The sequence below is a fragment of the Aliamphritea spongicola genome, assembly GCF_017051665.1.
Taxonomy (GTDB): Bacteria; Pseudomonadota; Gammaproteobacteria; order Pseudomonadales; family Balneatricaceae; genus Amphritea; species Amphritea spongicola.
On sequence record NZ_JAFIDL010000001.1, the window covers coordinates 23,279 to 43,356 of the forward strand.

General features: G+C 49.4%; 22 protein-coding genes. 14 read left to right on the forward strand and 8 right to left on the reverse strand.

Going from position 1 to position 20,078, the window contains the following annotated elements:
* The first annotated feature begins 67 nt into the window (after positions 1–67).
* Both JYB63_RS00140 and JYB63_RS00145 read left to right on the forward strand, forming a co-directional pair.
* Positions 68–565, forward strand: a complete 498-nt coding sequence (locus JYB63_RS00140) for a DUF6586 family protein (RefSeq protein WP_205655721.1) — start codon at positions 68–70, stop codon at positions 563–565.
* Between the two features lie 27 nt (positions 566–592).
* Positions 593–850 (forward strand): hypothetical protein, encoded by a 258-nt coding sequence (locus JYB63_RS00145; protein ID WP_205655722.1) that lies wholly within the window; start codon positions 593–595, stop codon positions 848–850.
* Between the two features lie 63 nt (positions 851–913).
* On the opposite strand, the gene JYB63_RS00150 is transcribed toward JYB63_RS00145, so the two are convergent.
* Both JYB63_RS00150 and lexA read right to left on the reverse strand, forming a co-directional pair.
* The gene (locus JYB63_RS00150) at positions 914–1,387 is read right to left on the reverse strand and encodes a cell division inhibitor SulA (RefSeq protein ID WP_243431760.1); all 474 of its coding nucleotides are present in this window, start codon (positions 1,385–1,387) and stop codon (positions 914–916) included.
* A gap of 4 nt (positions 1,388–1,391) precedes the next feature.
* A complete protein-coding gene (gene lexA, locus JYB63_RS00155) occupies positions 1,392–1,994 on the reverse strand; it encodes a transcriptional repressor LexA (protein ID WP_207758279.1) in 603 nt (200 codons plus the stop codon).
* 97 nt (positions 1,995–2,091) lie between these two features.
* Here lexA and dinG point away from each other — a divergent pair, with 97 nt between their 5' ends.
* The 5 genes from dinG to JYB63_RS00180 all read left to right on the forward strand — a co-directional run bounded on the left by dinG (position 2,092) and on the right by JYB63_RS00180 (position 7,502).
* Positions 2,092–4,248: an ATP-dependent DNA helicase DinG gene (dinG, locus tag JYB63_RS00160; protein ID WP_207758280.1), complete on the forward strand. Its 2,157-nt coding sequence runs from the start codon at positions 2,092–2,094 to the stop codon at positions 4,246–4,248.
* Positions 4,249–4,555: 307 nt separating this feature from the next.
* Positions 4,556–5,749, forward strand: a complete 1,194-nt coding sequence (rhlB, locus tag JYB63_RS00165) for an ATP-dependent RNA helicase RhlB (protein WP_272873518.1) — start codon at positions 4,556–4,558, stop codon at positions 5,747–5,749.
* Positions 5,750–5,756: 7 nt separating this feature from the next.
* Positions 5,757–5,999: a hypothetical protein gene (locus JYB63_RS00170; RefSeq protein ID WP_205655723.1), complete on the forward strand. Its 243-nt coding sequence runs from the start codon at positions 5,757–5,759 to the stop codon at positions 5,997–5,999.
* 7 nt (positions 6,000–6,006) lie between these two features.
* Positions 6,007–7,032 carry an NAD(P)H-dependent glycerol-3-phosphate dehydrogenase gene (locus tag JYB63_RS00175; RefSeq protein WP_205655724.1) on the forward strand — a complete coding sequence of 342 codons (1,026 nt, stop codon included), beginning with the start codon at positions 6,007–6,009 and terminating at the stop codon, positions 7,030–7,032.
* Positions 7,032–7,502, forward strand: coding sequence for a SixA phosphatase family protein (locus tag JYB63_RS00180; protein WP_205655725.1), 471 nt, complete (start codon positions 7,032–7,034; stop codon positions 7,500–7,502). Before JYB63_RS00175 ends, JYB63_RS00180 begins: the two co-directional genes overlap by 1 nt.
* Before the next feature lie 20 nt (positions 7,503–7,522).
* Here the strand turns inward: JYB63_RS00180 and JYB63_RS00185 are convergent, their stop codons facing one another.
* The gene (locus JYB63_RS00185; RefSeq protein WP_205655726.1) at positions 7,523–9,292 is read right to left on the reverse strand and encodes a PglL family O-oligosaccharyltransferase; all 1,770 of its coding nucleotides are present in this window, start codon (positions 9,290–9,292) and stop codon (positions 7,523–7,525) included.
* Between the two features lie 98 nt (positions 9,293–9,390).
* Between JYB63_RS00185 and JYB63_RS00190 the strand changes: the two genes are divergently transcribed.
* Positions 9,391–10,275 (forward strand): alpha/beta fold hydrolase, encoded by an 885-nt coding sequence (locus JYB63_RS00190; protein WP_243431762.1) that lies wholly within the window; start codon positions 9,391–9,393, stop codon positions 10,273–10,275.
* A gap of 57 nt (positions 10,276–10,332) precedes the next feature.
* Positions 10,333–11,265 carry a DUF4892 domain-containing protein gene (locus tag JYB63_RS00195; RefSeq protein ID WP_205655727.1) on the forward strand — a complete coding sequence of 311 codons (933 nt, stop codon included), beginning with the start codon at positions 10,333–10,335 and terminating at the stop codon, positions 11,263–11,265.
* Between the two features lie 69 nt (positions 11,266–11,334).
* Here JYB63_RS00195 and folE read toward each other — a convergent pair whose 3' ends face one another.
* Both folE and JYB63_RS00205 read right to left on the reverse strand, forming a co-directional pair.
* Positions 11,335–11,874, reverse strand: coding sequence for a GTP cyclohydrolase I FolE (folE, locus tag JYB63_RS00200; RefSeq protein ID WP_205655728.1), 540 nt, complete (start codon positions 11,872–11,874; stop codon positions 11,335–11,337).
* 178 nt (positions 11,875–12,052) lie between these two features.
* Positions 12,053–12,616 carry a Smr/MutS family protein gene (locus tag JYB63_RS00205; RefSeq protein WP_205655729.1) on the reverse strand — a complete coding sequence of 188 codons (564 nt, stop codon included), beginning with the start codon at positions 12,614–12,616 and terminating at the stop codon, positions 12,053–12,055.
* Between the two features lie 221 nt (positions 12,617–12,837).
* On the opposite strand from JYB63_RS00205, the gene prmB reads away from it, so the two are divergent.
* The 5 genes from prmB (at position 12,838) to phaR (ending at position 17,076) form a co-directional block, all read left to right on the forward strand.
* Positions 12,838–13,761: a 50S ribosomal protein L3 N(5)-glutamine methyltransferase gene (gene prmB / locus JYB63_RS00210; RefSeq protein WP_205655730.1), complete on the forward strand. Its 924-nt coding sequence runs from the start codon at positions 12,838–12,840 to the stop codon at positions 13,759–13,761.
* Between the two features lie 115 nt (positions 13,762–13,876).
* Positions 13,877–14,968, forward strand: coding sequence for a chorismate synthase (gene aroC, locus JYB63_RS00215; protein WP_205655731.1), 1,092 nt, complete (start codon positions 13,877–13,879; stop codon positions 14,966–14,968).
* A gap of 56 nt (positions 14,969–15,024) precedes the next feature.
* Entirely contained in the window at positions 15,025–16,173 is a 1,149-nt protein-coding gene (locus tag JYB63_RS00220) for an MFS transporter (protein WP_205655732.1), read from the forward strand.
* Positions 16,174–16,279: 106 nt separating this feature from the next.
* Positions 16,280–16,534 (forward strand): DUF6489 family protein, encoded by a 255-nt coding sequence (locus tag JYB63_RS00225; protein WP_205655733.1) that lies wholly within the window; start codon positions 16,280–16,282, stop codon positions 16,532–16,534.
* 62 nt (positions 16,535–16,596) lie between these two features.
* Entirely contained in the window at positions 16,597–17,076 is a 480-nt protein-coding gene (gene phaR, locus JYB63_RS00230; protein ID WP_205655734.1) for a polyhydroxyalkanoate synthesis repressor PhaR, read from the forward strand.
* 48 nt (positions 17,077–17,124) lie between these two features.
* Here phaR and JYB63_RS00235 read toward each other — a convergent pair whose 3' ends face one another.
* From JYB63_RS00235 to gloB, 3 genes are all read right to left on the reverse strand, one after another.
* Positions 17,125–17,373: a hypothetical protein gene (locus JYB63_RS00235; protein WP_205655735.1), complete on the reverse strand. Its 249-nt coding sequence runs from the start codon at positions 17,371–17,373 to the stop codon at positions 17,125–17,127.
* Between the two features lie 14 nt (positions 17,374–17,387).
* Positions 17,388–18,983: a lytic transglycosylase gene (locus JYB63_RS00240; RefSeq protein ID WP_205655736.1), complete on the reverse strand. Its 1,596-nt coding sequence runs from the start codon at positions 18,981–18,983 to the stop codon at positions 17,388–17,390.
* 139 nt (positions 18,984–19,122) lie between these two features.
* A complete protein-coding gene (gloB, locus tag JYB63_RS00245; protein ID WP_205655737.1) occupies positions 19,123–19,896 on the reverse strand; it encodes a hydroxyacylglutathione hydrolase in 774 nt (257 codons plus the stop codon).
* Positions 19,897–20,078: the final 182 nt, after the last annotated feature.

A 20,078-nucleotide genomic window follows, 5' to 3' on the forward strand; every position in this document is an offset into this window, starting at 1 on the left:
GGTTGATGGTCGCGGCTTTTGCTGTGGCTATTAACTTGAAGTGTATCCTTCCTGAGCAGGTATCTGTATGTCTCTGAGTGGTTTGAGTCTGACAAATCAGCGACTGTATTTTGCGAAGCTGCAGTTACAGCAGTATCAGGCACTGGCTGACAGTGAGTCAGAGCCGGCACAGCAAGCGCAGTATGAATCTGTTGTATTTCATCTGATGCAGGCTTACAGGTCATATTTGCTTGAACTCATTGAAATACAGAACATACCGTTACCGGCAGAAGCAGGTAATGCTGTGGCGTTGTTAGAAGGGTGTTCTGCTGATTTTGTTTCTCCGGAATTGCGTGAGCTGGCGATGCTGGAGAAAGACGCTGTTTCCTGGCTGGCGAATATGCTGCGGGCTTTTGCGCAGCTTTCTGCCCTGAACGAAAATAGTCATGAGTCCGGTGTTGTCCATCAATCTGAAATTAGTTTAACGATGGTAGCTGATGATGACCGGGTGACCCGTTTGAGAAACTGGCTGGATTCCCTATCTTCGGTTATCCAGCGGTTACGTGCCGTTTCTCAGGAATGGTAATTAGTTTTTAATTGTAGAGTTTTATAGATGGCTGAGTTGTTTCTGGAAATTGTTGAGCTCGAAAACGGTGAGATCGTGCTGCGTGAAATGGAATCTGACGATGTGCCGGTAATGCGTGTCAGTTTTTCTGATGACATGAAGAAGCGCCTGCAGGATCAGCATTTGGATGTTGCAAAGGTAATGCTGAGTGCCGGGATTCACATGGCAGCAGAAATGCAGAATAAGGCTGCGGAAGCTCAGGAGCTTCAAAACGCAGAAGATGAAAAGCCACCTGTATTACACTGAGCGGTAATGATTCATAAAAAAAGCGCCGGAGGGCGCTTTTTTTTATGGTGGATAAAAATTGCTTTATGAGGCCATCCGGTCCCGGATAACAATGCCATGGCTGGCACCGTGTTCAGCTGCGTTTTCCAAACCGTTGAGTTGCTCATTGCTGAGCATTCCTGGCCAGGTGATGACTGCATGGCAGGTGCCTGCTTGCAGTGCCTGACATGCCAGGTCATAAGTGGTGTGGCTGGCATCGGGCTGTAACAGCATGATCTTATTCAGATCAATACCTGCGGCAGAAAGCAGTGCTTTGGGGAGGCTGCTTGGAGGGGCAATCCAGGCAAACCAGCGATCATCGCGACTTAACTGAGCAAGCAAAGGCAGTAACATTGTTAACTGATCAAAGTCGTTATTATGCATAACAATTTCAGTGATCTTTCCGGCCAGGGCGGGCATTGGCTGTGCCGCCTGTTCGGTTAACATGCTGTCAGAAGGGCGAATCAGGGGAATATTCGCATTCTGAGTGGATTGAGTTACCAGTTCTGCCTGCATCATGTCGTTATCCTCTTCTAATCACGCCTACGCCAAGGCCTTCAATAGATAATTCCTGTTCTTCCAGGTTGATCACAATCGGGTCAAATTCTTCGTTTTCAGCAATTAGGTAAACCAGATTGCCATCTTTCTTAAAGCGTTTAACGGTGACATCGTCTTCAATACGGGCGACAACAATTTCGCCGTTTTTGGCCTGTTTGCACTGATGTACGGCCAGCAGGTCACCGTCCATAATGCCGACGTCCTTCATACTGGTGCCCCGTACCCGGAGCAGGTAATCCGCCGGTGGGTGGAAGAAATCTGCGGCAATGGTGCAGCGGTCTTCAACGTGTTGCTGGGCCAGAATCGGGTTACCTGCGGCGACCTGTCCGACTACAGGCAGGCCTGCTTCTTCCTGTTCAAGATCGGGTATACGGATACCCCGTGATGTGCCGGGTATCATTTCGATTGCACCTTTACGTGCCAGCGCCTTGAGGTGTTCCTCTGCAGCATTGGCAGACTTGAAACCCAGTTCCCGGGCAATGTCTGCACGGGTTGGCGGATAGCCGGTGGTTGCAATGTAATGTTTTATACAATCAAGAACATCGGTTTGTCGTTGTGTCAGTTTCATGATGATCTCTGTGTTTTTATCCAGTATCTGTAACTATATACAGTATTTTGCTTTTGTAAACATTTTTTATGTTTATATATCCAGTGTTATTGATAGAATGGCCGCCATTCATACAGACGGACTGATTGACGTGCTGACCGACGATCTCAAAAAACAGATACAGACTGCTTACAGTAAGTTTTTAGCCAGCCGGGGGTTAAAGGCCCGTGCCGGCCAGAAGCGGATGATTGCCGAGGTGGCAAAGGTCATTGGTAATATTCCTGTTGATGATAAGGCTCAGCGTCTCGGAGAGAATCATGTCTGTGTGGTCGAGGCCGGAACCGGTACAGGTAAAACTATTGGTTACTTGCTGGCAGCGATTCCAGTAGCGAAGGCTTTAAAAAAGAAGATCATTCTGTCGACTGCAACAGTGGCGCTTCAGGAACAGCTGCTACATAAAGATTTGCCTGAAGTACTTGAGCATACTGAACTGCCGATGAGTTTTACCCTTGCCAAAGGGCGGGGGCGTTACCTGTGTATCAATAAAGTTGAGCAGCATCTGGATTCCAGTGCCTCAACCGGTCAGATAGCATTGTATGAAGATGAACAGGCTATGCGGCTGGATCCGGAAACGGAAACTTTTTACAAGCATTTGCTGAATGAGTATGCATCCGGTCGTTGGGACGGTGACCGGGATAATCTCACTGAAGAAATTGAAGATGCCCGCTGGGGGCCGTTAACCAGCGATCATTTGCAGTGTACTAACCGTCGCTGCACTAACTTCAGTGCCTGCAGTTTTTTTAAAGCCCGGCGGGACCTGGATCAGGTTGAGTGTGTGATAGCCAATCACGATATCGTTCTGGCGGACTTGTCACTGGGGGGCGGAGCTATCCTGCCTGATCCTGCTGAAGCTATATACATCTTCGATGAGGGACACCATCTGGCCCCTAAGGCCAGTAATCACTTTGCGTTCAGTCTGCGGATCAAGTCATCGTCAAGGTGGCTGAATACGCTTCCCAAGCAGCATGCTCAGATGCTGGAGCAACTTGGCCATCCGGGCGTGATGTCGCAATATGTTGAGCAAACGTTACGTCCGGGTGAAGATTTAAAAATCCTGCTGGAGCAGATCCATGAGTTGGTGAAGCCACTTATGGTCAATGCTGAGAACGGTCGTTTACGTGACCGTTACAGGTTTGCCGGTGGCGAAGTCCCTGAAGAGCTAAGGCTGATGTTTAAGGATGCTGAGTATCTGGCTGCCCGACTGTTAACCCGCCATGAAATGTTACTGGATCTGTTTCGGGAAGCGCTTGATGGTGAAGTCGGCGACATTGATAAACAACTGGCTGAGCAGTGGTATCCGAGGCTTGGTCTTATGGTGTCGCGGTTTCAGTCCATCACCGGCTTATCGAAGAGCTTCTTCCGGGCTGATGATCTGAAAGAGAGCCCGACTGCCCGCTGGGTCAATCTGGTTGAGTCTGGTATCGGCCATGATTTTGAGTTTCACAGTGCCCCGGTGTCTGCAGCTCATATGTTACAGCAACATTTATGGCAGAACTGTTTTGCTGCCGTGGTTACATCCGCTACCCTGACTGCGCTGGGACGGTTCGATCGTGTGCTTGATGATCTGGGGCTGCCAGCGGATACACCGAGTCATAGCTTGCTGAGTCCGTTTGATCATTATAATGCTGCGGAGCTTTATATACCGGCGATGAATGCTGAAGCCAGTGATCCTGAAGCTCACACCCAGGCAGTCTGTGACTTCCTGAACAGTGAGCTGGACAGTAAAGCTGCTACTCTGGTGTTATTTACTTCCTGGCGGCAAATGCGCACAGTGCTTGCCTCGCTGGACGAAAAGCTCAACAATAGTGTGCTGTCACAGGGTGATTACAGTAAAAATGAAATACTGAAACGTCATCGTAGCCGTATTGATGACGGTGAAGGCAGTATTATTTTCGGCTTAGCGTCCTTTACAGAAGGGGTTGATCTCCCGGGGAAGTACCTGACGGAAGTTATTATCACTAAGTTACCGTTCAGTGTGCCGGATGACCCGGTTGATGCGACGATGGCCGAATGGATAGAAAATAAAGGCGGCAATGCCTTTATGGAATGGTCTGTACCGATGGCTTCTGTGCGTCTGACACAGGCAGCAGGTAGGTTATTACGGACTGAACAGGATACCGGCAGAATAGTTTTGCTGGACCGGCGTGTGATAAGCCGGCGCTATGGGCGGCAGTTATTAGATGCTTTGCCGCCTTTCCGACGTACCGTTGGCTAAGGCTGAAGGGTATCGTCTCTTAATGAGTTCCGGGTTTTGTAAGGTATGCGCTTCTTAAGTGGAAAAGAGAAAGTGAAGAGTATGCAGCAAAGCGGACGGGATGATATGAGTATTTGAATATATAGGTATTAACTTGATAAAAAATTTGTTTCGTAAGGTGAATAAGTCACCGGAGTCAGCTGAGGCACAGCCGCAGGCTGCAACAGTTAAGCCCCAGAAAAAAGCGACAGAAGCTAAAGTAAAGTCTAAGCCAAAGGCAAAATCCAAGCCTCGCCAGCCAAAAGCAAAGCCTCAGCCTGTATGGTCTATGGATCAGTTTCAGGTAGAGCCTCAGGAAGGTAAGCAGCGTTTTCACGACTTTAATTTGCCTGATGATGTGATGCATGCCATTGCTGATCTTGAGTTTAAATACTGCTCTGCAATCCAGGCTGCAACCCTGAAACAGTCTCTGGCTGGCAAAGATATGATTGGTAAAGCGCAGACAGGAACGGGTAAAACTGCCGCTTTTCTGATCAGTATTATTACTGACCTGATTGACTTTCCCCTGGAGCATAAACGTGCCCGTGGGGTGCCGCGGGCGCTGATCATCGCGCCGACACGCGAATTAACGTTGCAGATTGCTTCAGATGCTGAGCAGTTAGCCAAGTACTGTGATCTGAGTGTTGTTTCACTGGTTGGCGGTATGGATTACGACAAGCAGCGTAAGCAACTGGCGGCCCGTCCGGTTGATATTCTGGTGGCAACGCCAGGTCGTCTGATTGATTTTGTGCGCAGTTCTGATGTGGATCTGGGCGATGTGGAAGTGATGGTTCTGGATGAAGCGGACCGGATGCTCAGCATGGGCTTTATACCCGATGTCCGGACAATCATTCGTCATACACCGCGTAAGGGTGACAGACAGACCCTGTTATACAGTGCAACCTTTACTGACGACATTATGAACCTTGCCAAGCAGTGGACAGTTGATGCTGAAGTGGTTGAAATTGAACCGGAAAAGAGAAGTACGGATTCTGTCACTCAGCAGGTTTACCTGGTATCCCGTCAGGAAAAATACACCCTGTTACGCAACTTTATGCGGGCCAATCAACTGGAACGGGTCATTGTTTTCGGTAACCGGCGTGATGAAACCCGCCGGCTGGCTGAACGCCTGCAGAAAGATGGTTTGTCGGCAGCCTTGCTCTCTGGCGAGATACCGCAGCAAAAACGTCTTAAAACCCTTGAGGCGTTCCGTAACGGTACGATTAATATTCTGGTGGCAACTGATGTTGCCGGCCGTGGGATCCATGTCGATGGCGTCAGCCACGTGATTAACTATGCATTACCTGAAGATCCGGATGACTATGTACACCGGATTGGCCGTACCGGCCGGGCAGGTTCTACAGGCACATCAATTAGCTTTGCCAGTGAAGATGATGCTTTCCTGATTCCTGATATTGAAGCGGAAGCCGGGGTGAAGATGGAATGTATCTATCCGGATCCTCATTTATTGCAATCGTTATAGGTCGCTAATGTCTGAAGACAAGCATAATACTGCAAGGATCAGCCAGTGGCTGGGCTATGCAGTCAGTATATTTTTTGTTGTTATCGCTTTATTTGGTTACCAGCGTACGGGCGATCTTTCGCAGTTGCTCATCTTTTTGGTGCTGGCAGTTATTGCTTTCGCGGTGGTAAAGCTGTTGTTTGCCGGAATTAACCGTTTACTGGATTCACTGGATAAGTCGTCAGATCCCTCGTCTGATCAGGACAGGTAGAGTATTTATGCAAAGTCAAAAAGCAGTTGCAGTATTAGGTGGTGGCAGTTTCGGTACGGTGATCGCTGATCTGGTTGCCAGCAAAGGGATACCTGTTAACCAGTGGATGCGCAGTGAGGAACGGGTTACTGAACTGAATCAGTGCCGCACAAACCAGCGGTATCTGCCGGGGTATGCCCTTGCGGAAGGTATTCGCGCCAGTTCTGATATTGAAGAGGTCCTGACAAACTCTGAGCTGGTTTTTGTATCCATTCCAAGCCAGTCATTCCGGAGTGTGGTTCGCCAGGCGAAGCCTTTTATCCAGTCACATCATCAGTTAGTCAGTACGACAAAAGGTATTGAGGCAGACCATTTCAGCCTGATGAGTCAGATTTTGTCAGAAGAGTTACCCGGACAGGCTATTGGCGTTCTCAGTGGTCCAAATTTGGCAAAAGAGGTTGTGCAGAAGCATCTGACAGCAACAGTCATCGCCAGTGATAACGATGCGCTGCGCCAGCATGTACAGGAAATTCTTCACTGTGCGCATTTCCGTGTGTATGCCAGTTCAGATACATACGGCGTTGAGCTGGGCGGTACGCTGAAGAATATCTATGCGATTGCCTCAGGGTTAAGTGCTGCAATGGGAATGGGTGAGAATACCAAGAGTATGCTGATGACCCGAAGCCTGGCAGAGATGAGTCGCTTTGCTGTACAGATGGGCGCCAACCCGATGACCTTTCTTGGTCTGGCAGGTGTAGGTGACCTGATCGTCACCTGCTCTTCATCTCTGAGCCGGAATTACCGTGTCGGTTATGCGCTGGGTGAAGGTCGTACATTAGCTGAAGCAGTCGCAGCACTCGGAGAAGTGGCAGAAGGCGTCAACACCCTGCGTTACGTTAAGGAAAAGAGTGATGAACTGGGTGTATATATGCCGTTAGTTCAGGGACTGTATGAAGTTGTGTTTAACGGCGCACCGATTGCTGAAGTTGCCCGCAGCATGATGCTCAGCACTCAGAGCAGCGACGTTGAGTTTGTCCTGCCACGGATGCCGTAATGCGTATTTATCTGTTACGCCATGGTGAGGCGGGTTATAACGCATCTTCGGATAAACTCCGGCCCCTGACTGAAAAAGGAAAGCATGACCTGGATACTATGTTGCGGGCATTCAGTGCAGAGCATCAGGTATCATGTATCTATCACAGCCCGTATTTACGTACCTGTCAGACTGCTGAACGGTTCAGTGCTGTTCAGGGAGGGCTGGAGCAGTCTACTGAAGATTTGCTTGTACCTGAGTCATCTCCTCAGAATGTGGTGGACTGGTTGGGTGAGATAGCTGTTGGTGCTGGTGCAGATGGTGTTGCGCTGGTGACTCACCAGCCGCTGATTGGCTATCTGACCTGTTTGCTGACTGAAGGACATACCCGTCGTCCTGAGCCTCTGTTACCAGGCCAGTTGGCTGAGCTTGAAACTGACTTCCCTGCGGCGGGGCTGGCCCGCCTGGTTAAAATCTGGCGCGCGGACTGATTTTTCACGGTGGTCCGGTTTTAGTGTTCGCCTGTAGCGCGGGGCGCGGATACCGACTGTGATGCGGCAAGTTGCGCTAAGAATTTATCAGCGTTTTTAATGGCTGCATTGTTGGGGTACATTGCCCTGACATGTGCCATTGTAGTTTCACTCTTCGCTTTATTCCCCATGATCTTATATGCCTGGCTCAGGTCAATAAAAAGCTGAGGGACTGGCCGCTTCTGTAGGAAGCTTTCTGCCCAGGTAATGAACTCCGGTAGAAAATCATAATTCTGGCTTTTGAGGCTGCGAAGCATGAGCGTACGCATCAGGTAAAGCTCTGCTGTTTCATTAAAGTAGGTATTTTCCAAAGCGGGCTGGAGTAAAGCTGGCTGCGACATGCGGGTGTTTAAGAAGTTAACGATAGCCGTGTTAGCTTTATTGGCCTGATACATGAATCCTGCTGTACTTATTACGATTAACAGGCTTACTACTTTTAAGCTTAAGGTCGCTGCCTGGCTGATACGTATGCTTTCTGCTTTGCGTGAGTGTTGCAGAATCAGGAAGAATAGCGTCAGAAACAGTATCCAGTGCAGGCTGGAAATATAAAACGGCAGCTCTACCATAGCGTGTAACCCTAAGGGGAAAAGCAAGGCGAGATAGCTGATTCCCCGTCGCCAGCCGCAGCGGAAAGCGGCGATCAGGATAGTAGCCATGGCGATGAAAACACCGGTTAAAGCAACTAGGCCGCCCTCAGCGGCCCAGAAGAGGATTTCGTTATGGGGATGGCTGAGTCTGTCGGCCGGGAAAATAGCGTCAGGGTTTTCATTCAGAAACTCAATCTTGGCGTGTTGCCAGACCCCCTGAAAGCTGCCGATGCCATGTCCTACCCAGGGGCTTTCCTTAACCACCTCATAGGTCGTTGCATAGATATTTTTCCGGTTGGAAGAGCCTTGTACCGCTACCACTTCACCGGTTAAATCTGACAGTTTATTGTAGGATCTTGTTATTCCTGCCTTTCCCAGATAGCTCGAAGTAATGATTACTATCAAAGCGATGATAAAGGTTTTCTGACGTTTTTTAATCTGAGCGAAGCGGCCGCAAAAAATAATTACTATACCGATAGTAGCGCTTAAGATACCGACTCTGGAGCCAGCGATTGCGATCATATAAGTACTGCTGAACAGGCATAAAAATAATACTATCTGGCCGGCTATATTCAGATTTTTAAAGCCTGGGCGGGTCAGGGCGTAAAGACAGATAAGCAACATGGTTGCCTGAAAGCTAGCCTGCAGATTAATCTGCTGAAAAATCCCGTAGCCTTGATGGCTTATATTTGGTGCCATAAAACTGACAATATTGCCTTGCCATATAAGCTGAACAGTACCGTAAACTGCCTGTATGAAGCCGGCTATTAGTAGCAGATACAGGAGTTTATCCAGGTCTTTGTTTTTCCAGTGAAACTGAAATAGTGTAAAAAGGAAGGCTACGCCGGCGATGATATATAACTGTCTGAAAAGCCACTCAACGGGAGTGAGAGTATCGGCAATGTATCCACTGATAATCACGCATAGCGGAAATGCCAGTAGTCCGGGCCAGTAATGGCTGTATATAAAAATCCTGTTTCTGAGGGCTAAGAAAATCCCCAGGCTGATTGTCAGGGCAGTGCCCGTCCAGATAGCTGCGTTATAAGGAAGAAACAGGCCTTCACCGCCGATGTTTGGCTGGAAATACAGTCCGCAGATCAGGAAAATAAATCCAAGTAATAGCAGGCCGGTTTTAGGTGCAGATAAATGGGGGCTGAGTTGCATAGTGGCAAAGGCCTGTTATAGATGCTTGTTGTTTACTGTTAGCGTCCAATGTTAACTGAGCCTGTTGGTTTAAGATATTCATTTAACAGAAAAAAATAATGTCTATGGTCGGAAAGGAATTAGGTTTTAAGGAGCGTCATTTTGAGATAGACGGTCGTTCATTTGCTGCCCGTCAGTGGGGGAAAGAGGGGGCGCCTCTGCTGATAGCATTACATGGCTGGCTCGATAACAGTGCCAGTTTTAATGCACTGGCATCTCTGCTGGATGACTATTGTGTGGTAGCTCTGGATTTTGCAGGTCACGGGTTGTCTGATTTTCGTCCTCAGGGAATGGCTTATTATGTGTGGGATAACGTATCCGATGTGCTGGCGGTTGCTGAGCAACTTCAGGCCGAGAAGTTCAGCATATTGGGGCATTCTATGGGAGCAGGAGTGGCTGCTTTGCTTGCGGCATGCTATCCGGAAAAGGTTGAACGGTTGTTGCTGATAGAGGGAATTGGTCCGGTTGTAACTGAAGCGGAGGCTGCTCCTGGTCAGCTCTACCGTGCCCTGCAAAAGCGTGCGCGGGTCCGCAGCCGGGATGTGAATACGTTTGCCAGCCATCAAGAAGCGGTACTGGCACGCTGTAATGGCCGGTGGCCTGTTTCTGTTGAGGCTGCAGGCTGGCTGGCTGAGCGGGGTGTGAGCAGTCGTCTCGCAGGTAATGGTGAGGATGAGTATTTCTGGCATCATGATCCCTGGCTGGTGTTGCCATCACCGGTCCGGCTGACTGAAGAGCAGGTGCAACACTTTCTCCGAAAGATTACAGCGCCTGTGACGCTGGTTCTGGGGGAGCAGGGCATTAAACAATGTTCTGATCGGATTGCCTGTCTGACGGCGTGTGAGGTGTTTCTGTTTGAAGGAGGCCATCACTTGCATATGGATCCTGAGATGGCAAAAAAAATCGCGAATTGTTTTACTGAATGTGAGAATAGCCTTCAGTAAACCTGAAAATGATTCATACTGTAGTAGATGAAAACAGCAGGAGGCGAGTATTCAGTTATGATCCTAATGAGTATGTACCGTATTAAGCGAGTGTTATCCGGCCTGATGATGCTTGTTGCAGGCTCAGCTTTTGCTGAAAGTGATTTACGGGGCAGCAGTGATTACGATGGCCTGAAGCGCTATCCCTTATCCTGGATTGTTGAATATCAGTCTGAAACGTCCCCTGATTACCTGTTGGCACTGGGTAAAATGAAGAAGAAGTCAGGGGTGATTGCGCCTGAAGCCTCACGCCGGTTATCCGGTCAGTTACGCCAGATTACCTACCGGATTCCGGAAGGGCATTCCGCTGCTGAAGCGTTTGATTTCATTGTTGGGCAGTTGCAGCAACAAAAGGCTGAAGAGCTGTTTCGCTGTAAAAGCAGACAGTGTGGCAACAGTCATCAGTGGGCGAATCAGGTCTTTGGTGTTTCCCGGTTGTATGGGGTAGACCGGACGCAAAGTTATCTCGCAGCTAAGCTGGGTGGAGATTATATTGCTGTTTATTCGGTTAAGAGGGGTAATAAACGGGTGTATCTCCAGCTGGATATTCTCAGTGATAAACCTCCGGTAGCCGTCGAAGAGCCTGCTATTTCAGAAGGTGCTGAATCGGTTGCTGAATTACCGGGCTGGCAGGAGAATTTCACTTCACGTGGCGCCTGGTTGCCGGTTGATTTTTTGGCTGTTACTTCGGGAGATGAGGAGGTTACTGCCTCTGTTCGTCTGATTCTGAATGAGATTCAGTCGGATTCCCGAACATTGGTTGTGCTTGGTTACAGTGATCTTGCAGAGGGGGCTTTAGAGCGGTCTGCTGAATATGTGGCCCGTGTTGAGAAAGTATTGCTTGAGAACGGTGTGGCACCTGAGCGACTCAGTCTAATTGCTTCAGGCAATCTGTCTGCGGTTAAACCACCGGAACAGCAGGGCGCTGTCTGGTTGCAGCTGATGGAGTAACAGCTAACTGTTATAAACAGACATAAAAAAGGCAGCCTGGGCTGCCTTTTTTGTTAGTCATCTGAATGCTTAACGGATCAGAGACAGGAATTCGCTGCGGGTAGCCTGATTCGAACGGAAAAGACCCAGCATCATAGATGTTTTCATGCTGCTGTTTTGTTTCTCAACACCGCGCATCATCATGCACATATGCTTGGCTTCAATGACAACACCCACGCCTTCGGCGCCAGTTGCTTCCATGATGGCATCAGCAATCTGCTTGGTCATGTTTTCCTGAATTTGCAGGCGGCGGGCAAACATATCAACGATGCGCGCAACTTTTGACAGACCGATTACTTTGCCGTTTGGAATGTAGGCAACATGGCATTTGCCGATGAACGGCAGCATATGGTGTTCGCACATCGAATACAGTTCGATATCCTGTACGATAACCATCTCGCTGTTTTCCGTAGGAAAGAGTGCACCGTTGATAACTTCATCAAGGTTTTGCTGGTAACCACGGGTTAAAAAGCGCATCGCTTTCGCGGCACGTTTTGGCGTATCTACAAGGCCTTCACGGGTGATATCTTCACCTAAGCTCTCGATGATGCTTGCAAATTCTTTTTCCATTACAGTCTGGATCCTGCTTATCTGGCTAAGTTTACGGACCTTGCAGCCCATAAAAGATCTTAAAAGGCCGCTAAGGTACGTGATCTGGCGTTTAAGGTAAAGTGAAATTCATGCTTTTGTCTGACCCTTGTCGCGCTGGCAGCAATAAAGGTCCTGCGGCAGACAATATTCAGCATCATTACCGCTTGTTGGCATTACGTAACAAAACATAGAGTGCGCCGGTACCGCCGTCTTTTGGCTGGGCTGAGCAAAACGCGGTGACCTGATGCATCTGTTTAAGCCAGTCGTTGACGTATGACTTGACCAGTGGCTGCTGACCTTCGCCGCTGTACGCTTTACCGTGTATAACAATGACACAGCGGCACTGGTTCTGACTGGCATCACGGATGAAGCGGCTGAGTTCGTCACGGGCCTCATCCAGGCTGAAACCATGTAAGTCCAAACCTGCTTCCCAGGGGATATGGCCCTGTTTCAGGCGTTTCATCATTTTCAGCTGAATGCCTGGAGTGGCAAAAATCAGTTCTTCTTCACTTTCAACCAGTTGCACAATTTCACTGGAAAGGCCATCCACCAGACTTTCAGTATCCTGGGATGCCATCCGGCGTTTGTACTGAGCGGTGGCATCATTAGCAGCACGCAGCTTCTTCGGAGTCGGTTTCAGATCGGCTTTGTCATGGCTGTGCCGGGTAATTCCCTGCATGGCGCTGGCAAAATCGAAGTCGTCATTATCGTTGTCGGACATAGCGTTCAGAGGAGTTTTTCTTTAACATACAGGGCCGTTTTACCGGTAGCCTCCCGGGATTGTAAAGCCGGGATGTGGTGCCGGTTAAGGGCGTTTATTATTAACAAGAAGCCTGTCAGGATAGTTTTTAATCCTGCCGGGGCGATATTCAGCATAGCCTAAAACATTTTCTATGCGGCTATAAGCCTTGCTTCCTTATTTTACAGATTATCTTTCCGCTTATGTCGACTGATCAAGAACAACTGCTTTGCGAATTATCCACTATCCGTGATTACATCCGTTACAGCATGAGCCGTTTTTACACCTGTGAGCTGTATTATGGTCACGGTACAGACAATGCCTGGGATGAAGCGGTACAGCTGGTACTGGGGGCTGTGAATTTACCCTGGGATACGGATCCGCAGATTCTGGATGCGAAACTCACCCGTGATGAGAAACTCAAAGTGCTGGATTTTATTCGCCAGCGTGCTGAACAGCGCCGTCCGTTACCTTATATTATTGGTGAGGCGTGGTATGCAGGTTTGCCGTTCAATGTTGATGAGCGGGTACTGATCCCGCGGTCGCCGGTACAGCAACTGATTGCAGAAGCGTTCAGCCCATGGTTACCGGAAAAGCCGGTCGACCGGATTCTGGATCTGTGTACCGGCAGCGGTTGCATCGGTATTGTCTGTGCTCATATGTTTGAAGAAGCAGAAGTTGATCTGGCTGATATCTCAGCGGATGCCCTTGAAGTGGCACGTAAGAATATTCAGCGCCATGAAATGCAGGATCGGGTGACGGCGATCGAAAGTGATCTGTTCAGTCAGCTTAAAGGTAAACGTTACGATATAATTGTTTCCAATCCGCCATATGTCGATCTGGATGATTTAAACAGTATGCCGGCTGAGTATCAGCATGAGCCGGATCTGGCGCTGGGCTCCGGAGATGATGGTCTGGATATTACCCGCCGGATTCTGGCAGATGCTTCAGATTATCTGACTGATGACGGTTTGCTGGTCGTGGAAGTGGGGAACAGTGAAGTTCATCTTCAACAGGCATTTCCGCAGGTACCTTTTACCTGGGTAGAACTGCCGGAAGGCGGCAATGGCATATTCCTTCTCAGTGCGGCGGATTTGCAGCAGTACCGGGATGCCTTTAGCGGTTAATTTATTTTGGATAGCAGGTGCCGGTCTGTATTGAAGATGGGGAGCTGTTATTGTTGGTCAGAGTTTTGGGTTCGTGTTCATACAGGCCACAAACCTTAGTTTTCAGGAAGTCAGGATGTCAGGAAATACATACGGTAAGTTATTTACAGTTACCACCTTTGGTGAAAGTCATGGCCCTGCGCTGGGCTGCATCATTGATGGCTGCCCTCCGGGAATTGAATTGAGCGAAGCTGATCTGCAAAAAGATCTGGATCGCCGTAAGCCAGGTACATCCCGGCATACTACTCAGCGTCGTGAAGCGGATGAAGTTAAAATTCTGTCTGGCGTGTTTGAAGGTAAAACCACCGGTACGGCGATTGGTCTGCTGATTGAAAATACCGATCAGCGCTCCAAGGACTATTCAAATATTGCTGAGACTTTCCGTCCGGCCCATGCTGATTATGTGTACAGCCATAAATATGGTTTCCGTGATTACCGCGGTGGCGGACGTTCTTCTGCCCGTGAGACTGCTATGCGGGTTGCCGCCGGTGCGGTAGCGAAAAAGTATCTGCAGACCAAGGGCATCGAGGTTCGCGGTTATCTTTCCCAGCTGGGGCCGATCAAAATTGATGCCTTCGACTGGGATCAGGTTGAGCAGAATCCGTTTTTCTGTCCGGATGCCGGTAAAGTATCTGAAATGGAAGATTACATGGATGCGCTGCGTAAAGAAGGTAACTCTATCGGCGCGAAAATCAGTGTAGTTGCCAGTGGCGCGCCTGTGGGCCTGGGTGAGCCAATCTTTGACCGTTTGGATGCTGATCTGGCGCATGCGCTGATGAGTATCAATGCGGTGAAAGGGGTTGAGATCGGCGACGGTTTTGCCTGTATCGAGCAGAAAGGTACCGAACACCGCGATGAGATGACTCCGGAAGGATTCTGTTCAAATCATGCCGGCGGTATTCTGGGCGGCATTTCAACGGGGCAGGATATCATTGCGCATATTGCACTGAAACCAACGTCCAGTCTGCGTTTGCCAGGGCAGAGTATCAATGCTTCAGGAGAAAGCATTGAGGTTGTCACCAAGGGGCGTCATGATCCCTGTGTTGGCATCCGGGCGACGCCTATCGCGGAAGCGATGATGGCAATTGTGCTGATGGATCAGTTCTTACGGAACCGCGGCCAGAATGCTGATGTGACCTGTGAAACACCGGTATTGCGCGACCTGTAAGTCTATGTAGCCGCAGCAGCAATTGCTGCGGCGCTGTTGGGAAAGTCTGAGGTGTTATGACACCAGCTACCTATACCCGCTTGTCGGGTTTTTATTTCTTTTACTTTTCACTTCTCGGTGCACTGGTTCCTTACTGGAGCCTGTATTTACAGTCATTTGATTTGGATGCTGCGTCCATTGGCATGTTGATGTCGATTCTGATGGCATCACGGATCATTGCGCCTAATATCTGGGGCTGGCTGGCGGATAAGACGGGACAGCGGCTGGCAATTGTCAGGGCAGGATCTCTGGTGACCTGTCTGATTTTCATTGCCATTTTCTGGCAGGACGATGTGCTGGGGATTGCGCTGGTGATGGCAGGTTTCAGCTTTTTCTGGAATGCGGTTTTACCACAGTTTGAAGTGCTTACCCTTGCACATCTGGGGAGTCAGTCAGAGCAGTACAGCCGGATCCGGTTGTGGGGCTCTGTTGGCTTTGTGGTTGCGGTTGTAGCTATTGGCTGGTTACTGGACTGGTTTTCAGTGCGCTGGTTACCTCATCTTATGCTGGGGCTGATGGTGCTTATCTGGTTGTCTTCTCTGTGCGTCACGGATGCAAAAGCAGAGCATGATAAGAGTTCAGACGGCTTTCTGAAGCAGCTCTGGCGCCCTCAGGTGGTGGCTTTCTTTGCAATATGCTTGCTGATTCAACTCAGTCACGGACCTTATTACACCTTTTACTCAGTCTTAATGGACAGTCTGGGTTATAGCAGGGCACAAATCGGTTTACTGTGGGCAGTAGGGGTTATCGCTGAAGTGATTATTTTTATATACATGCACCGGCTGATCGGTCGTTATGGCTTGCGGGCGATTATGATTATCAGTTTGTTATTGTGTGTATTACGCTGGTTGCTGATCGGTTTTTTACCGGATCATCTGCCAACGATGCTGTTCGCGCAGTGTCTGCATGCGGTCACCTTCGGAGCCTTACATGCGGTGGGTATTGCTTTAGTGCATCAGTATTTTACTCCGGCGAGCCACGGGCAGGGGCAGGCACTGTTCAGCAGCCTTGGCTTTGGGGTTGGCGGTGCGCTGGGAGCCTTTATCAGCGGTTTATTGTGGGAAAGTGTCGGGTCTGAAATGACCTTTATGCTGGCTGCTGGAAGTGTTGCGCTGGCGGTTGTGATGGCGTGGATCTGGATCCGTCCGGACCGTAAACCTGTCTGATATAACCTTTAGTGAATGAGTTTTTGTTCAGATGCACAATAATGTTGGACATGTATTCACAGGGTTGTTAGTTTGACTGTGAAGGGCAAATTGTTGAGGAGAGGCGATGAATTTCAAGATTGATGTCGAGATGACGCCGGAAGAGTTGCGTAAGGTGCTGGGTTTACCTGATGTAGCGGCTTTTCAGCAAGAAATGATGGATAAGATTCAGGAAAACATGGCCGCAGGTGCCGAAGGTTATGATCCCCTGACATTATTCCAGCCTTATATGACGAATAGTCTGGGATCGATGGATGCACTGCAAAAAATGATGCTCAACATGATGACCAGCTATACCAATAATACGAATAAAACTGATTAATAGCTGTAAGTGGGCGACCCGTGTCCGTGTCGGAAAAGCAGCTGTTTTAAGAGAGAACTGTTTTGCGAATTCTAAGAAAGTACACTAACCGTCGTTTGTATGACACCTCACGCAGTTGTTATATCACGCTTGAGGATGTTAAGCAGTTGGTTCTGAATCAGGAGCCGTTTCAGGTTCAGGATTCCAAAACCGGCAATGATCTGACACGTAATATCCTGCTGCAGATTATCAGTGAGCAGGAAGCGATGGGGCACGGTACGCTACTGACCAATCAGGTACTGCAGCAACTGATCCGCTTCTATGGCGACAGCATGCAGGGCATGATGAGCCAGTATCTTGAGCAAAGCATCAGCAGCTTCATTGAGCATCAGGAGCGTATACGTGAACAGATGCAAAACATGATGGGCGCAGCAAATCCTCTGAATATGATGAACCGTTTTGCCGATCAGAATATGGCGATGTGGAACATGTTTAACCCGCAGGGTGAAAAACCGGCAGAGCCGGATGATGATAAAGATAAAGGCGGGCAGGATAAGTCTTAAAAAAACGGCGCTTAACAGCGCCGTTTTTTGTTGTGGATGATCAGCCGGTTACTGCTTCTGATCGAACTGATTTGCCAACTCATTCAGACGTGCCGGATATTCCTTGCGGTTAACTTTATTCAGACGCATCTGATCCAGCTCTTGCTGCAGGAAGCTGTGTTTTTCCGCATTACCTTCCGCCAGGCCTTTCGCCAGATCGTTATCCATCCAGCGACAGATTTTTTTGTACAGCACGTACTTAAAGACAATGGCAGCCAGTGTGGCAATGACAATGATTACAATGCTGGTTGTGTCCATGACTGTGTCCTGAATTAGCGTGACTTGCTGATATCAATATACAGGGTCAGTTGCTGGCCGGGTTTGATATATTTCTGGTTCTCCAGATTATTCCAGCGCTTAATGTCATTAATCGTCACGCTGAACTTGTTGGCTATTCCGTATAACGAATCGCCGTTTCGCACCTGATAACCGATTCTGCGGGTCAGTTGCTGATCCCGTTTACTCAGGGTTGTTGCACTCTTAGGCTGCTTCCAGATAACCAGCTGCTGACCAATCTGAAGTGGCGTTTTCGTGCTCATCTGGTTCCAGCCGGCAATCTGTTGCGGGCTGACGTTATAGGACCGTGCGATGGACCAGAGGCTGTCGCCGCTGTTCACCTTGTAATGGCGTTTTTCCCGATTGCTCTGGGCCAGCTGATTTTCTTTCCGGCTCAGGCGCTGCGAAGCACTCAGCGCGTATTGTCCGGAGTCTTGCTGGGCCGTTGGAATCAGCAGGGTTCTGCCGGCGCGGATATTATTGCTGGCCAGCTTATTGGTGCTGCGCAACACAGAGGTGGTGATGTTATGTCTGGCGGCAATAGTGCTCAGGGAATCGCCCCGCTTGATGGTGTAGCGGCTCCAGCTGACCCGGCTTTCCGGTGGAATCTGTGCCAGTTGCTGACGGAACTGCTCAGCATTTTTTACCGGAATCAGTAAGCGGTGCGGACCGGAAGGGTCGGTTGCCCAGCGATTGAATCCCGGGTTTAGCTGATACAGTTCCTGGGTGCTGATGTTGGCCATTTTGGCGGCCTGGGCCAGATCGATCTGGCTACCAATATCGATGATTTCAAAGTAGGGCTGGTTGTTCAGTGTCGGCAGTACCAGTTGGTGCTGCTCGGCATCACGGACCAATTTGGAAACTGCCAGTAACTTAGGCACATAGGCCATGGTTTCCCGCGGCAGTTTGAGAGACCAGTAATCCGTTGGCAGACCGGCTTCTCTGTTTTTACGCATTGCCTTGGATACTGTGCCGCCGCCGGCGTTGTATGCTGCCAGTGCTAACAGCCAGTCACCGTCGAAGCGCTTATTCAGCTGCTCGAGATAATTCAGCGCTTTTTCGGTAGAGGTAATGATGTCCCGGCGACCGTCATACCACCAGTTGGATTTGATGCCGAAATACTTGGCTGTGCTGGGAATAAACTGCCAGGGGCCCGACGCACGTCCGGAGGAGTAGGCAAACGGGTCATAGGCACTTTCCACCACCGGTAACAGGGCCAGTTCTGTTGGCAGGCCACGTTCTTTAATCCGGTTCAGAATGTAATGATAATAACGGCTGGAACGCTGGCCTACACGCTGCATGTACTGTGGGTGGCTGGCATACCATTTAAATTGGGTAGCAATTCGTGGCTGATCAGCATCCAGATCAAGCTGCATGCCTTCCCGGGTAAGGGTCCACAGATCTACGTTGCGGGGTGAATTCAGTACCGGTGTGACAGGTTGATTTGAGTCTGCAGAACCCGCAACTACCTGTTCAGTTTTACTGGCGGTAAGAGCTTCAGGGTCGTTGTCTTGAGGCTTAAGATTGCCAGTGTTTTGACAGCCGGCAAGTAAAATGGCCGTTGAAGTGACAGCGAGTAAGTAGCGACCCATGAAGAGATGCCTTAAGAGTAGTTAAAAGGCAGCATTTTATGGAGCGCCGGCGAGCGGGTCAATAGCCCGCTTACCGGCTGACGCGTATTCGACTTTGGAACCAATATGTCAATAGGAATTAAGTGCTTAGCGTCATTTTTCAGAAGTTATTTTTCCATTCACGCAGGGCTGCAAAGACCTGGGTTTCAGAGCCACTTGCCTGTGGGTCATAGTCGATGGCGGCGGCAATCACGTCAGGCTGGTCCGTTCGCATATATGGGTTAACGCGTTTTTCCTGTTCGATTGTGCTTGGCAGTGTTTCTTTGTTTTCCTGACGAAGGGTACGGCATTTATCGATGCAGTTAAGGATATGCGTGTTGTTTGGCTCAACCGCCGCAGCAAACGCCAGATTGGCCATCGAGTATTCGTGCGTACAGTACACCAGAGTGCTGTCCGGAAGATCACGGAAGTAGTGCATGGCAGCCAGCATCTGTTCGGGGCTACCTTCAAATAACCGGCCGCAACCGGCGAGGAACAGGGTATCACCGCAGAAAAGCTGGGGGGTTACACCGTCAATCAGGTAACTGATATGGTCAAGTGTGTGACCTGGCACGGCGTGGATCATAATCGGCAGGCCGAAGATTTCCAGAACGGAGTCGTTATTCAGCGGCTCGGTAATTCCTTCAAAAGGGGATTCTTCAGGCCCGTATACGGGAATGTCCCGTTCAGCGGTAAGTGCTGCGACGCCTTCAGTATGATCGTGATGGTGGTGGGTAATGAGTATGCCGGCTAAATTCAGGTCATGCTCATTCAGAAAGGCTTCAACAGGTTCCGACTGGCCGGGATCAACCACGAAGACATTAGCTGTTTCAGGCGCGTGAATTGCCCAAATGTAGTTATCATCAAATGCAGAGATTGGTGTGACGTTGAGCATTATAAACCTCTTGGGCAGATCATAAGTATATTTCGATTGTAATAAGAATCATCGGCTTAGGCCAGATATCAGAACACGATGTCGCTATGAGTTAAACCCTTCCCTGAAACGGCTGTTTGGCAGAATTCTGCAGGTTGCTTCTTTAAGCCTGTTCAGAGTACTTAGAGTGGGACTTATCATCT